General features: G+C 62.5%; 14 protein-coding genes. 12 read left to right on the top strand and 2 right to left on the bottom strand.

Translation table 11 applies throughout. The annotated features are described in order from the left end of the window. The 3 genes from EI969_RS29700 to cysC all read left to right on the top strand — a co-directional run. Positions 1-3,353: Ig-like domain-containing protein (locus tag EI969_RS29700; RefSeq protein ID WP_256678377.1), on the top strand; the 3,353-nt coding region annotated here is incomplete at its 5' end. A 44-nt stretch (positions 3,354-3,397) separates the two neighbouring features. Then, entirely contained in the window at positions 3,398-4,912 is a 1,515-nt protein-coding gene (locus tag EI969_RS29695) for a TolC family protein (RefSeq protein ID WP_160390819.1), read from the top strand. Then, positions 4,896-5,501 (top strand): adenylyl-sulfate kinase, encoded by a 606-nt coding sequence (gene cysC, locus EI969_RS29690; RefSeq protein WP_160390818.1) that lies wholly within the window; start codon positions 4,896-4,898, stop codon positions 5,499-5,501. Before EI969_RS29695 ends, cysC begins: the two co-directional genes overlap by 17 nt. A 12-nt stretch (positions 5,502-5,513) precedes the next feature. On the opposite strand, the gene EI969_RS29685 is transcribed toward cysC, so the two are convergent. Continuing rightward, positions 5,514-6,272, bottom strand: coding sequence for a slipin family protein (locus tag EI969_RS29685; protein WP_103396787.1), 759 nt, complete (start codon positions 6,270-6,272; stop codon positions 5,514-5,516). 2 nt (positions 6,273-6,274) lie between these two features. After that, positions 6,275-6,808, bottom strand: coding sequence for an NfeD family protein (locus tag EI969_RS29680; protein ID WP_160390817.1), 534 nt, complete (start codon positions 6,806-6,808; stop codon positions 6,275-6,277). Between the two features lie 199 nt (positions 6,809-7,007). On the opposite strand from EI969_RS29680, the gene EI969_RS29675 reads away from it, so the two are divergent. The 9 genes from EI969_RS29675 (at position 7,008) to EI969_RS29635 (ending at position 13,623) form a co-directional block, all read left to right on the top strand. Then, a complete protein-coding gene (locus EI969_RS29675) occupies positions 7,008-7,469 on the top strand; it encodes an aminoacyl-tRNA deacylase (protein WP_108219767.1) in 462 nt (153 codons plus the stop codon). Between the two features lie 145 nt (positions 7,470-7,614). Further along, positions 7,615-7,860, top strand: a complete 246-nt coding sequence (locus EI969_RS29670; protein WP_160390816.1) for a DUF2789 domain-containing protein — start codon at positions 7,615-7,617, stop codon at positions 7,858-7,860. Positions 7,861-7,941: 81 nt separating this feature from the next. Continuing rightward, positions 7,942-8,187: a type II toxin-antitoxin system prevent-host-death family antitoxin gene (locus tag EI969_RS29665; protein ID WP_110659015.1), complete on the top strand. Its 246-nt coding sequence runs from the start codon at positions 7,942-7,944 to the stop codon at positions 8,185-8,187. Next, on the top strand, positions 8,177-8,458 hold the full coding sequence (locus tag EI969_RS29660; RefSeq protein ID WP_160390815.1) for a type II toxin-antitoxin system RelE/ParE family toxin: 282 nt from the start codon (positions 8,177-8,179) through the stop codon (positions 8,456-8,458). The genes EI969_RS29665 and EI969_RS29660 overlap by 11 nt, the downstream gene beginning before the upstream one ends. A gap of 132 nt (positions 8,459-8,590) precedes the next feature. Then, on the top strand, positions 8,591-9,019 hold the full coding sequence (locus EI969_RS29655) for a MarR family winged helix-turn-helix transcriptional regulator (RefSeq protein WP_046040691.1): 429 nt from the start codon (positions 8,591-8,593) through the stop codon (positions 9,017-9,019). Continuing rightward, positions 9,016-11,088 (top strand): FUSC family protein, encoded by a 2,073-nt coding sequence (locus EI969_RS29650; protein ID WP_160390814.1) that lies wholly within the window; start codon positions 9,016-9,018, stop codon positions 11,086-11,088. The genes EI969_RS29655 and EI969_RS29650 overlap by 4 nt, the downstream gene beginning before the upstream one ends. Next, complete coding sequence (locus EI969_RS29645) at positions 11,085-11,294, top strand: DUF1656 domain-containing protein (RefSeq protein WP_160390813.1); 210 nt, start codon at positions 11,085-11,087, stop codon at positions 11,292-11,294. Before EI969_RS29650 ends, EI969_RS29645 begins: the two co-directional genes overlap by 4 nt. Further along, the gene (locus tag EI969_RS29640; protein WP_160390812.1) at positions 11,291-12,178 is read left to right on the top strand and encodes an HlyD family secretion protein; all 888 of its coding nucleotides are present in this window, start codon (positions 11,291-11,293) and stop codon (positions 12,176-12,178) included. The genes EI969_RS29645 and EI969_RS29640 overlap by 4 nt, the downstream gene beginning before the upstream one ends. Beyond that, the gene (locus EI969_RS29635; RefSeq protein ID WP_160390811.1) at positions 12,175-13,623 is read left to right on the top strand and encodes an efflux transporter outer membrane subunit; all 1,449 of its coding nucleotides are present in this window, start codon (positions 12,175-12,177) and stop codon (positions 13,621-13,623) included. Before EI969_RS29640 ends, EI969_RS29635 begins: the two co-directional genes overlap by 4 nt. Positions 13,624-13,672 lie beyond the last annotated feature (49 nt).

Below are 13,672 nucleotides of genomic sequence, written 5' to 3'. Positions count from 1 at the left end.
GCACGACCAACTCCGCCAATTTCACCATCGACACCGTGCTGCCGACCGCCACCATCGTGGTTGCCGACACTGCCCTGAACGTCGGCGAAACCTCGCTGGTGACCATCACCTTCAGCGAAGCGGTAAGCGGTTTCAGCAACGCCGACCTGACCATCGCCAACGGCACCCTGAGCGCGGTGAGCAGCAGCGATGGCGGCATCACCTGGACGGCGACTTTCACGCCGACCACCGACATCACCGACGCCAGCAACCTGATCACCCTGGACAACAGCGGCGTGCAGAATGCCTCTGGCAACGCAGGCAGCGGCACCACCGATTCCAACAACTACGCTATCGACACCGCGCGCCCGAGCGCCACCATCGTGGTTGCCGACAATGCCTTGAATGTCGGCGAAACCACGCTGGTGACGATCACGTTCAATGAAGCGGTGACGGGTCTCACCACTGCCGACCTGACCGTAGCCAACGGCACTTTGAGCGGCTTGAGCAGCAGCGACGGCGGCATCACCTGGACAGCGACCTTTACGCCGACCACCAGCATCACCGATACCAGCAACGTCATCACACTGGACAACAGCGGGATCGCTGACCTGGCGGGCAACGTCGGCAGCGGTACCACCGACTCGAACAACTATGCCGTCGATACCTTGCGTCCGACTGCGACCATTGTCCTGGCCGACCCGACCCTGAGCGCCGGTGAAACGACCCTGGTGACCATCACCTTCAGCGAGCCGGTGAGCGGTTTCAGCAACGCTGACCTGTCCGTACCCAACGGCACCCTGAGTGCGGTGAGCAGCAGTGACGGCGGCATCACCTGGACGGCGATCTTCACACCGAACAGCTCGGTCAACGACACGAGCAACCTGATCACCCTGGACAACACCGGGATCGCCGACCTCGCGGGCAACGCCGGCACCGGCACGACCAATTCCGCCAATTTCACCATCGACACCGTGCTGCCGACGGCCACCATCGTGGTTGCGGACAATGCCCTGAATGTTGGTGAAACCTCGTTGGTGACCATCACCTTCTCCGAAGCCGTGACCGGCTTCACCAACGCCGACCTGACCATCGACAATGGCACCCTGAGTGCGCTGAGCAGCAGCGATGGCGGTATCACCTGGACGGCCACCCTGACACCGCTGGTGGCGATCACCGACACCAGCAACCTCATCCGCCTCGATAACAGCGGTGTTCAGGATGCGGCGGGCAATGCCGGGAGCGGCACTACCGATTCGAACAATTACGCGATCGACAGCCAGCGCCCGACCGCGACCATCGTCATGGCCGACACCGACCTGCGTCCCGGCGAAACGACCCTGGTGACCATCACTTTCAGCGAAGCGGTCAGTGGTCTGGACAGTGCTGACCTGAGCGTCGCCAACGGCACCTTGAGCGGGTTGAGCAGCAGCGACGGGGGACTTACCTGGACCGCGACTTTCACCCCGACGGCCGCGGTCACCGACACCTCCAACCTGATCAGCCTGAACAACGCCGGTGTCACCGATGCGGCAGGCAACGCCGGAAGCGGAGTGACCGACTCGGCGAATTACCTGGTGCAAACCAGTGTGCCGAGCGCCAGCATCGTGATTGCCGACACCGCGCTCAAGGCCGGCGAAACAACCCTGGTGACCATCACCTTCAGTGAGGCGGTCAACGGTTTCAGCAATGCCGACCTGACCATCGCCAACGGTACGTTGAGCAACGTCAGCAGCAGCGACGGCGGCATCACCTGGACGGCTGCCTTTACGCCAACCTCGAACGTTACCGACGCCAGCAACCTGATCACCCTCGACAATAGCGGCGTGGCCAATTTGTCGGGCAACACGGGGGCGGGCACCACCGACTCGAACAATTTCGCCATCGACACCGCGCTGCCAACCGCGACCATCGTTGTTGCCGACACGCAACTGGGCATTGGCGAAACCACCACCGTGACCATCACCTTCAGCGAGGCGGTGAGCGGTTTCGACGTCTCGGACATCAGCGTTGCCAATGGCGCGCTGTCGAACCTGAGCAGCCGCGATGGCGGCGTGACCTGGACCGCGACATTCACACCGACTGCCAATGTCAGCGACGCAACCAACCTGATCGTGCTCGACACCGGGCGCGTGCAGGACGTTGCCGGCAACTTTGGCGCAAGCATCGCCGTCTCCGACAACTACGCGCTCGATGCGACCCGGCCTACGGTGACCATCGTGGTAACCAACCCGAACCTCGGTATCGGCCAGACCACCACGGTGACCTTCACCTTCAGTGAGGCGGTCAGCCACTTCGACCAGTCCGACCTGAGCGTGACCAACGGCGAGCTGAGCAATCTCGGCAGCAGCGATGGCGGCAAGACCTGGACGGCGACCTTCACGCCTACGGCCAATGTCACCGACCCAAGCAACTTCATCGCGCTGGACACCCGCAACGTCACCGATCTGGTGGGCAACACTGGCAACACGGTGGCGGTGTCGAACAATTACACCCTCGACAGCGAGCTGCCGAGCGCCACTGTCGTGGTCGCCAATCCGAACCTGGGCGTGGGCCAGACCTCGCAGGTGACCATCACCTTCAGCGAAGCGGTCAGCGGCTTTGACTTGTCCGACATCAGCATTGCCAACGGCACCTTGTCCGACCTGCGCAGCAGCGACGGCGGCAAGACCTGGACGGCGACGCTGACACCGACGGCCAATATCAACTTCGCCCGCAACGCCATCAGCATCAACCGCGCCGGTATCAGCGACATGGCCGGCAACAGTGGCAGCGGCGTGAGCCAGTCCGACAACTTTGTGATCAACACGGTACCGACCTCATCGGTTGTCGTCGTAACGGTAGACCCCGAGTTCCAAAGCAGTACCCCGGTGACGTTGCCCGATGTACCCAACGTGCCGCTGCAACCGTTCGTTTTCACGCCACCGGTGGGCAATCTCGCTTCACCGTTGACCTTCCAGCCGTTGTTCGAACAGCGGGTGATCGGCAATGGCATCCGGCCGTTGGGCGATATTTTCATGAACCACGGCGCATTGACCCCGAGCTTCATCGCCCAGGTGTTCAGCAGCGATGACAGCGGTGGCGATGGTTCGGGGCATGGTTTCCTCGGTTTCGGTGGCGGCGACGGCGGAGTGTTCAGCACCAGCACGCTGTCGAGCCTGTTCAATCAGGACAACAGTGCCGAGCGCGATTCGTTGAACGCCTTCGGCAGTCAGTCGATCAAGTCCGGCGATGTTTCCCAGGGCCTGCGCGGGGTGTTTGGCGCACCGACCCTGGGCCAGCAATTGCAACAGCTCAAAGACAACGAGCAGCAGCAGGTCGACAGCCTGGCCGCCGCTTTGAAACTGGCCGGCATCAGCGAAATGCAGGCCTGATGAAAACCTTCACTTTTGATGCGGTACCCAGGGGCAATGCAAGGATGAAAACAAGTCATAAGTTGTTCGGCGCCAGCCTGCTGGCACTGGCGATCAGCGGATGCGCAGTCACCAGTGAGCCGATCGAGCGCAGCGTCAGTGAGCAGCGGGCCAAAAGTGACCTGCAGAGCATGTACCAGGGGCAGGAGCCTCTTGGCGGCCCGTTGACCCTGCACCAGGCCATGGCCCGTGCGGTGAAGTACAACCTTGAAGGCCGGTTGAAAATCATGGAGGAGGCCCTGGCCAAGCGTCAGCTCGACCTCGCCAGTTTCGACATGCTGCCGCGCATGGCGCTGGACGCCGGGTACGTGGGCCGCAACAACGTCAACGCCTCCAGCAGCCAGAGTGTGCGCACCGGCACGCAGTCCCTGGAACCTTCGACCTCCCAGGACCGCGACCGTGATGTAGCGGACCTGACCATGGTCTGGAACGTGCTCGATTTCGGTGTCAGTTACATCAGCGCCAAGCAGCAGGGCGACCAGCGCCTGATCGTGCAGGAGCGTCGCCGCAAGGTGATCAACACCATCGTCCAGGACGTGCGTTCGGCGTACTGGCGGGCGATGGCTGCCGAGCGCCTGCTCAAGCAGATCGATAGCTTGATGGCGCGTGTTGAAACCGCGCGCAACGACAGCCAGAGCATGAGCCAGCAACGCATTGGCGACCCGGTCCAGGCCCTCGGTTATCAGCGTTCGCTGATTGAAGCGACACGCCAGCTGGAAGAGCAGCGTCGTGCGTTGTCGCTGGCCAAGACCGAACTGGCGACCCTGATCAACCTGCCGATGGGCACCGAGCTGACCCTGGCGACCGATAGCGGTTATGAGATTCCCGAGCTCAAGGTCGATCTGGCCAGCCTCGAACAGGAAGCCCTGACCAGCCGCCCGGAACTGCGCGAACAGGATTATCAGACCCGCATCAGCGCGGCCGAGACGCGCAAGGCCATGTTGCGCCTGCTGCCAGGCCTGGAGTTCTCCGCTGGCGGACACTACGACAGCAACTCGTTCCTGGTCGAGCAAGGCTGGGCCGACTACGGCGTCAAAGTCACCTGGAACCTGTTCAACGTGATCTCGGCTCCTGCGGCCATCAACGTGGCCAAGGCCGGTGAAGAAGTCGCCACTGCGCGCCGTCAGGCCATGTCGATTGCCGTGCTGGCGCAGCTGTATGTGGCCAACGCCAACTACCGCGAGGCCTTGCGCCAGTTCAAGACCAATCAGCAATTGTCGGACATCGACGGGCAAATCGTCGGTCAGTTGCGCAACCGCCACCAGGCGGACGGCATTGGTGAGCTGGATCTGATCCAGGGTGAACTCAATACCTTGCAGGCCGACCTGCGTCGTGACCTGTCCTACGCCGACCTGCGCAATGCCTATGGCCAAATCTTCGCCAGCGCCGGCCTCGACCCGCTGCCGGATCAGGTGCAGTCGACGCAGGTCCAGTCCATCGCCACGGCCCTGGCCAACCGCGAAGCGGCCTGGGCGGCAGGTGATATTACGGAGCCGGTGACGCATGCCCCCGTGCGTTGACGTGAAGGCCCCGAGCGCCAGCGTCAGCCGGACCCAGCGCGAGCGGCGCAACGGCCATCGCGGCGCGGCGATCCTGCTGACCGGCCTGCCGGCGGCGGGCAAGTCGACCCTCGCGCAAGCGCTGCACGCCGAGTTGTTTGCCCGCGGCCTGCAGAGCGTGGTGCTCGATGGTGACGGGCTGCGGGTGGGGCTCAATCGGGACCTGGGCTTCGGTGACAGCGATCGTCAGGAGAACATCCGCCGCGCCAGTGAGCTGGCGTCGTTGCTGGTGGAGAACGGGCAAATCGTGATCCTGGCGATGATTGCGCCGTTGGTGGAACTGCGCGATGTGTTCGCCCGGCGGCTCGGTGACGACTATCGGGAAGTCTGGTGCAACGCGCCCCTGGCGGTATGCGAGCAGCGTGATCCGAAAGGTCACTATGCCCGCGCCCGACGCGGTGAGTTGGCCGGGTTTACCGGGGTGTCTGCGCCGTATCAGGCGCCGGTCGATGCGGCGCTGGTCCTCGATACCGGGGTGCAAACGGTCGAGGCCTGCCTTGATCGACTGTTGACCTGGCTGGCTGAATCCGAAGTCCTGCCCGGGACCTGAGCCGGACGGCGTTCAAGGTTTCGAGGACAAGTCCGCCATGCCCTTGAGCAACTCGATCGGCAGCGGAAAGACGATGGTCGAGCTCTTGTCGCCGGCAATCGAACTCAGGGTCTGCATGTAGCGCAACTGCATGGCCCCCGGTTGGCGGCCAAGCATTTCGGCGGCCTGCATGAGTTTTTCCGAGGCCTGCAACTCGCCTTCGGCGTGGATCACCTTGGCTCGCCGTTCCCGTTCGGCCTCAGCCTGCTTGGCGATGGCGCGGATCATCGATTCGTTGAGGTCCACGTGCTTGATCTCGACGTTGGCGACCTTGATGCCCCAGGCGTCGGTCTGGGCGTCGAGCACTTGCTGGATGTCCAGGTTCAACCGTTCGCGCTCGGCCAGCAGTTCGTCCAGTTCATGTTTACCCAGCACCGCCCGCAGCGTGGTTTGCGCCAACTGGCTGGTGGCGGCGAGGAAGTCCTCGACCTGGATGATTGCCTTCTGCGGATCAAGTACGCGGAAATACAGCACCGCGTTGACCTTGACCGACACGTTGTCGCGGGTGATCACGTCTTGCGGCGGCACGTCCAGCACCACGGTGCGCAAATCGACCCGGACCATCTGCTGGACCACCGGAATCAGCAGGATCAGGCCGGGGCCCTTTACCTGCCAGAAGCGCCCGAGCTGGAACACCACGCCGCGCTCGTATTCGCGCAGGATGCGGAACGTCGACCCCGCCAGTGCGATGAGCAACAGCAGCAGCGCGACAAGACCCAATTGCAAACCCATGACTATTCTCCGCCCGGCACCGCGTCAGCCGCGGCCACTTGCAGCAGCAAGCCCTTGCGCCCCACCACCCGCACCCGTTGCCCGGGTTGCAGTGGCGTCGCACTGAGCACTTGCCATTGTTCTCCTTGCAGATGCACCCAGCCGCCACAGGCGTTGCCGGCCTGCAAGGACGTCACCGCCGTCACGCTGCCGAGCAGCCCGGCATCACCACTGACGATTTGGCGCGGTCGCGTTTTCAGGGCGTGAATCACCAGGTAGATCAGCAGCAGCGCGCTGACCAGTCCCAGGCCGATCATCAGCGGCACGGGCACATCGGTATTGGTCAGGATCACCGCGCCGATCACGAACATCACGATGCCGCCCAAACCGATCACGCCGTAATTGGGCAGGGCGGCTTCGGCGATCAGAAACGCGATGCCGAAGGTGATCAGCCAGATGCCGACGGGGTTGGGCATCAGCACCACGACCGTGTCGGCGGCGCAGGCCGATCCGCTCAACGCCAACAGCAACGCAACTGCCCAGCAACGCGTGTTCACTTGACCCTCCGGGAGAGTCTTGAGGTGGCTCTGTAGACAGTTTAGTTGAGCCGCGGGTTGTATGAATTTTGCTCAATTGTCGACGACGCCCGATGGGCGGATTTCCCGCCGGAACCCGTCGGCGGGCCTAGACTTTCACTACGCAAGCAAAGCGTTAACTATCGTCCGCCAGCGGTCATGACGGATACCGAGGTGCATCATGCGTATGGCAAGAACCGTGCAGCGAAGCCTGGAAAAGGCTCAATGCAACTACGACATCGTCAGCCACCCACACTCGGCCAGCAGCCTTGAAACGGCGCGGGTCGCAGGTATTCCTGCCGAGCGGGTGGCCAAATCGGTGATCCTCGACGATCACCATGGGCATTACCTGATGGCCGTGCTGCCCGCCAGCCGCCACCTTGACCTGAGCAAGGTCCGCAGCAGCGGGGAGTGGCAGGTTTCCCGCGAAAGCAACCTGGCGCACCTGTTCGACGATTGCGAACGCGGCGCCGTACCGGCGCTGGGTGAGTCCTATGGGCTGGAGGTGGTCATCGACCCACTGCTGACCCGGCAGAAAGACATCTATCTGGAGGCCGGCAACCACGTGAACCTGGTGCGCATGGACATGCCCGAGTTCCTCAAAATGGTGCCGCATGCGGAGGTGCGGGAGTTGAGTCATTGAGATTTGTTTCGTCAATGCTGCCGTCATCGCGGGCAAGCCGAATCGTCGCACCGCCGCTCCCACAGGGACTGCGATTAACCTGTGGGAGCGGGCTTGCCCGCGATGACCGCGCAGCGGTCTCTTAATAGGTTCACAGGAGCCAGACATGGAAAACCCAACCCACAACCTTCCATCCCTGTTCAAGCAACTCGGCCTGCCGGACGACGCCGAAAGCATCGATAAATTCATCGCCACCCATTCACCACTCAAGCCGGAACTGCACCTTGCGGATGCATTTTTCTGGAACCCGAGTCAGGCCGAGCTACTGCGTGAGGAGATACTCGATGACGCGGATTGGGCCGAGGTGGTGGATCAGCTGGATGTGATGTTGAGGAAGGGGCGGGGGGTGTAAAAACTGATAGGCGGTGATCTGCAACGGTTGCTCTGATCAAAACAATTGACCAGAATTAAGACCTTATTTGAGGTCTTAATTATGCAAAGTGTTTTGGCTGATATGGCTGTCAGCGTGTCTGAACTAAAGAAAAATCCCTCTGCCGTTTTGAATGGCGCCCATGGAGGGCCCGTCGCAGTGCTCAATCACAATCGCGTCATGGGCTACATGGTTCCTGCCGATGTGTTCGAAGCCATGATGGAGCGCCTTGATGATCTGGAGTTGGCGGAAATCGTGCGTTCTCGTCGTCATGAAACGCCGATCCCGGTAACCCTGGATGACATATAAGCTCGAGTTTCTGCCGTCCGCACGCAAAGAATGGGACAAATTGGGGCATACGGTACGGGTGCAATTCAAAAAGAAGTTGGCCGAACGGCTCGAGCTGCCTCGAATCCCGTCTGACTCACTCCATGGCATGCCCGAATGCTACAAAATCAAACTGAAGTCATCTGGATACCGACTCGTCTACGAGGTGATAGATGAGCGTGTCGTCGTTTCTGTCGTTGCAGTAGGCAAGCGCGAGCGCAGCGAAGTGTATGAGCGCGCCAAGAAACGTTGATCGCTCTCGACAGGTCCCGATTACGTAATTGTTTCAAAACTTGACGGAAAATCCCCTGCAATGCGATATTGATAGTTAGCAAACTAACAGTGTGTGTTTTCCCTCGTGCCGAATAACCTCGACCTTCTCCAGATGAATATCAGCAGTGCCATGGTGGTGGCCGCCAGGCATTGGCGCAAAATCTGCCAGACCACGCTGGCCAACTATGGAATTTCCGAAGCCTGTGCCGTTCCGTTGTTGATGATCGGGCGTCTGGGCGAGGGTGTGCGTCAGGTGACGGTGGCCCAGGCGGCAGGGATGGAGAGCCCGTCGCTGGTCCGCTTGCTCGATCAGTTGTGCCATGGCGGCTACGTTTGCCGCACCGAAGATGCACAGGATCGCCGCGCCAAATGCCTGAGCCTGACCGAAACCGGTCGTGAGCTGGTGCAGGCGGTCGAAGTGGAACTGGTGCGCTTGCGCCACGAAGTACTTGAAGGCATTGACCAGAGTGATCTGGAAGCTACGCTGCGGGTACTGAGAGCTTTTGAAGCGGCCACGCCGCCATCGGTGGCCAACTCTTGAACGGATTTTTCTCTGGCATGCCCCCGGCACGGGACTGGTTCTACGGCGTGCGCACCTTCGCCGCATCGATGATCGCGCTGTACATCGCCCTGCTCATGCAAATGCCGCGTCCTTACTGGGCGATGGCCACGGTGTATATCGTTTCCAACCCGTTTCTCGGGCCGACCACTTCCAAGGCGCTGTACCGGGCGGTCGGCACCTTTATCGGCGCAGCCGCCGCCGTGCTGTTCGTGCCGATGTTCGTGCAGAGCCCCTACGTGCTGGTGGTGGTGATTGCGCTGTGGACCGGCACGCTGCTGTTTCTGTCCCTGCATTTGCGCACGGCCAACAACTACGCCTTGATGCTCGCCGGCTACACCTTGCCGTTGATTGCCCTGCCGGTGGTGAACAACCCGCTGGGGGTGTGGGACGTGGCCGAAGCGCGGACCGAAGAAATCTTTCTCGGCATCGCCGTGGCGGCGGTGGTTGGCGCGATGTTCTGGCCCCGGCGCCTGGCCCCGGTGTTCAATGATTCGGTGAGCAAATGGTTTGCCGATGCCTCGACCTACAGCCAGCGCTTCCTCAGCCGCAACGTGCAGCCCGAAGAAGTCAGCGGGTTGCGCGCAGCGATGGTCGCCACGTTCAACTCCCTGGAGTTGATGATCGGCCAGTTGCCCCACGAAGGCTCACGCCCGCAGACGGTGCGCAACACCAAGGAGTTGCGCGGGCGGATGATTCACCTGCTGCCGGTGATCGATGCCCTCGACGATGCGCTTTACGCATTGGAACGGCGCACCCCCGAGCTTGTGGACAAGTTTGCGCCATTGCTGGCCGCCACCACCGAATGGCTCGAGCACAAGGATGCCAATCTCGACCGCTGGCAAGCCCTGAAGGATCAACTCGAGGCCCTGCAGCCCGCGCCCGACGCGCTTGACGACCGCAAGCAATTGCTGTTCTCCAACGCCATTTACCGTCTCGGCGAGTGGATCGATTTGTGGCAGGACTGCCGCAGCCTGCAATACGCCATCCAGTGCGAAAGCCAGGACAGCTGGCGTGCCGTGTATCGGCACTGGCGTCTGGGACGGCTGACGCCGTTTCTGGATCGCGGCCTGATGTTCTATTCCGCCGCATCGACCGTCACGGCGATCATTGTCGCCTCGGTATTGTGGATTTTGCTCGGCTGGACCGATGGCGGCAGCGCAGTGATCCTGGCGGCGGTGGCGTGCAGCTTCTTCGCCTCGATGGACGACCCGGCGCCGCAGATCTACCGGTTCTTTTTCTGGACAGCGATGTCGGTGGTGTTCGCCAGCCTTTATCTGTTTCTGGTGCTGCCCAACCTGCATGACTTTCCGATGCTGGTGCTGGCGTTTGCCGTGCCGTTCATCGTCGTCGGCACCCTCACGGTCAAGCCGCAGTTTTACCTGGGCATGCTGCTGACGCTGGTCAACACCTCGTCCTTCATCAGCATTCAGGGTGCCTACGACGCGGACTTCCTCAGTTTCGCCAACTCCAACCTCGCCGGGCCCATGGGGCTGCTGTTCGCGTTCATCTGGACCCTGATTGCCCGGCCGTTCGGTGCTGAACTGGCAGCCAAGCGCCTGACCCGCTTCAGTTGGCGCGACATCGTCAGCCTCGCCGAGCCGGCCACGTTGTCCGAGCATCGGCTTCTGGGCATACGGATGCTCGATCGGCTGATGCAGCATCTGCCGCGCCTGGCCATGACCGGCCAGGACTCCGGCGTGGCGCTGCGCGAAGTGCGTGTGGCGCTGAACCTGTTGGACCTGCTCGCGTATACGCCGCGCATCCTCGGATTGCCGCAAGTGCTGCTGCGCCAGGTGGTGGCCGAGGTGGGCGAGTATTTCAAGGCTTGCCTCAAGGCCGGCGAACGCTTGCCGGCACCGAGCCCGCTGCTGATGACCCTCGACCGCACCCGTCGCGCCCTCAGCGGTGCCGGCGATGATGAAACCCGTCGGCATTTGCTGCACGCCCTGAGCGGCCTGCGCCTGGCGCTGTTGCCCGGTGTCGAATTCGTCGGTTCGGCCGAGCTCGAAGAACCGCTTCCCCATGGCATTGATGGAGCGCCTTTATGATCGGTGATCTGGATGTCAGCGGGGTGTTCCTGCCCACGCTGCTGGTGCTGATGGGCATTACGTATGTGTTGTACCTGTTGGTGCACGGGGTGCTGACGCGCCTGCACTTTTACCGTCTGGTCTGGCACCGGGCATTGTTCAACGTGGCTCTCTACGCCCTGCTGCTTGGCGTCGTGGATTCACTCAGTCGATACCTGATGACATGAAAAAACCGTTTCTAACCCTCGGTCGCGTGGTGCTGACCCTGCTGATCGTGACCTTCGCCGTTGTCGTGGTCTGGCGCATGGTGATGTATTACATGTTCGCGCCGTGGACCCGCGACGGGCACATCCGTGCCGACATCGTGCAAATCGCCCCGGATGTCTCCGGGCTGATCCAGCAAGTGGAAGTGCGCGACAACCAGTTGGTCAAGCGCGGCCAGGTGCTGTTCAGCATCGATCCGGACCGTTTCAAGCTGGCACTGCGCCAGGCGAAAGCGGCCGTTGCCGACCGTGAAGAAACCCTGGCCCAGGCCCAGCGCGAGGCCAAGCGTAACAAGGGTCTGGGCAACCTGGTGCCGGGTGAGCAACTGGAAGAAAGCCAGTCGAAGGTGGCCCGCGCCCAAGTGGCGTTGATGGAAGCCCAGGTGGCGGTGGACAGCGCACAGCTCAACCTCGACCGCTCGGTGATCCGCAGCCCGGTGGACGGCTACGTCAACGACCGTGCGCCACGGGCGCAAGAGTTCGTCAGCGCCGGGCGTCCGGTGTTGTCGGTGGTCGACAGCAATTCGTTCCACATCGACGGCTATTTCGAAGAAACCAAGCTGAACGGCATCCATATCGGCCAGAGCGTCGACATCCGCGTGATCGGCGACAATGCGCGCCTGCGCGGGCATGTGGAAAGCATCGTCGCCGGTATCGAAGACCGCGACCGCACCAGCGGCAACAACCTGCTGCCCAACGTCAACCCGGCCTTCAGCTGGGTGCGGCTGGCCCAGCGGATTCCGGTACGGATTGCCTTCGACGACGTACCGGCGGATTTCCGCATGATCGCCGGGCGTACCGCCACCGTTTCGATCATCGACGACAAAAAACGGGAGCCCGAGCAATGAGCAAGGCCTCGGGTTTGGCGGTCGCCGGATTAGGCTTGCTGCTGTCGGCGTGTCAGATGGTCGGGCCGGACTATCATTTGCCCGAAGAGGCGGCTGTGCATCGTGCGGACTTGCAGGGTGATCTGGCGGTAGACGGTAAAACGGTGGTTTCCGCACCGGTGCCGGCCGACTGGTGGCGCCTGTACAAGGATCCGCGACTCGACCAGTTGGTGCAGCAGGCCATGGCCTCCAACACCGATTTGCGTGTGGCGGCGGCCAGCCTGTCGCGGTCTCGCGCCCAGATCGACGAGGCCGAAGCGGCGGGCGGCTGGAGCGGCGGCGTGCAGATGGGCGCCCAGCGTTTGCAGGAGTCCGGCCAGGCGTTTCTGCTGCCGGAAAAAGTGCCGGTGGCCAACATCGGCGATATCGGCATCAGCGCGTCGTACCAGTTCGATCTGTTCGGCACCTTGCAGCGCGGCATCGAAGCGGCCAAGGCGAATGCCGATGCCACGCAGGCCGCCGCCGATACCGCGCGCATCACCGTGGTGGCCGACGTGGTCCGGGCCTACACCCAGGTGTGCGCGGCCAATGAAGAGCGGGAAATTGCCCAGCACTCCCTCGACCTGCAAGCCCAGAGCACCACGCTGATCCAGCGCCTGCGCGATGCCGGGCGTGGCGACGAAACCCAGGTCACCCGCTCGCAGACCCAATTCAAATCCCTGCGCGCCGACATGCCGCGTTATGAAGCGGCACGTCAGGCCGGGCTGTACCGCTTGTCGATGTTGCTGGCCAAGCCGGTGGACCAATTGCCGGCCGGCACCGCTACCTGCGACGAGTTGCCGAAAATCGCGCAATTGGTTCCGGTGGGCGATGGCGCCGCGTTGCTCAAGCGTCGTCCCGATGTACGGCAGGCCGAGCGGCGCCTGGCGGCGGCGACGGCCGGTATCGGCGTCGCCACGGGCGAGCTGTACCCGAACATCAGCATCGGCGCGACCATCGGTACCGTCGGTATCCTCGACGATCTCGGCGACCCGTCCACCAATCGCTGGGGCTTCGGCCCGTCGCTGACCTGGAAAGTGCCGACCAACGGCGCCCGGGCGCGCATCCGCGAAGCCGAAGCGGTGACCCAGGCGACGCTGGCGCATTTCGACGGGGTGGTGCTCAACGCCATTCGTGAAACCCAGACCGGCCTTGCCCAATACGCCGCGCTGCTGCAACGTCGCGATGCCCTGGCGGACGCCGAGCAATCGGCCAGACTGGCGGCCGACCAGACGCACCGCTTCTTCCAGGCCGGCCGCGCCTCGTTCCTGGCCGACCTGCAAGCCACCCGCACCTACATCGATGTCACGGCGCAACTGGCGGCCGCGAACACCCAGGTTGCCGCCAGCCAGATCGATTTGTTCCTCGCGCTTGGCGGCGGTTGGGAAAGCGGACGAACGCAAGCGTCGAACCCCGGCAAACCCTGAGGCCGTTGCTATGCTTTGAAGTGTTGGAAGGGCGCCCCGTGCAAAGCGC

This window comes from Pseudomonas sp. PB101, from assembly GCF_009764265.1.
Taxonomy (GTDB): domain Bacteria; phylum Pseudomonadota; class Gammaproteobacteria; order Pseudomonadales; family Pseudomonadaceae; genus Aquipseudomonas.
Note: the sequence above shows the minus strand (reverse complement) of the source record. Positions and strands in the feature narration are given on the sequence as shown.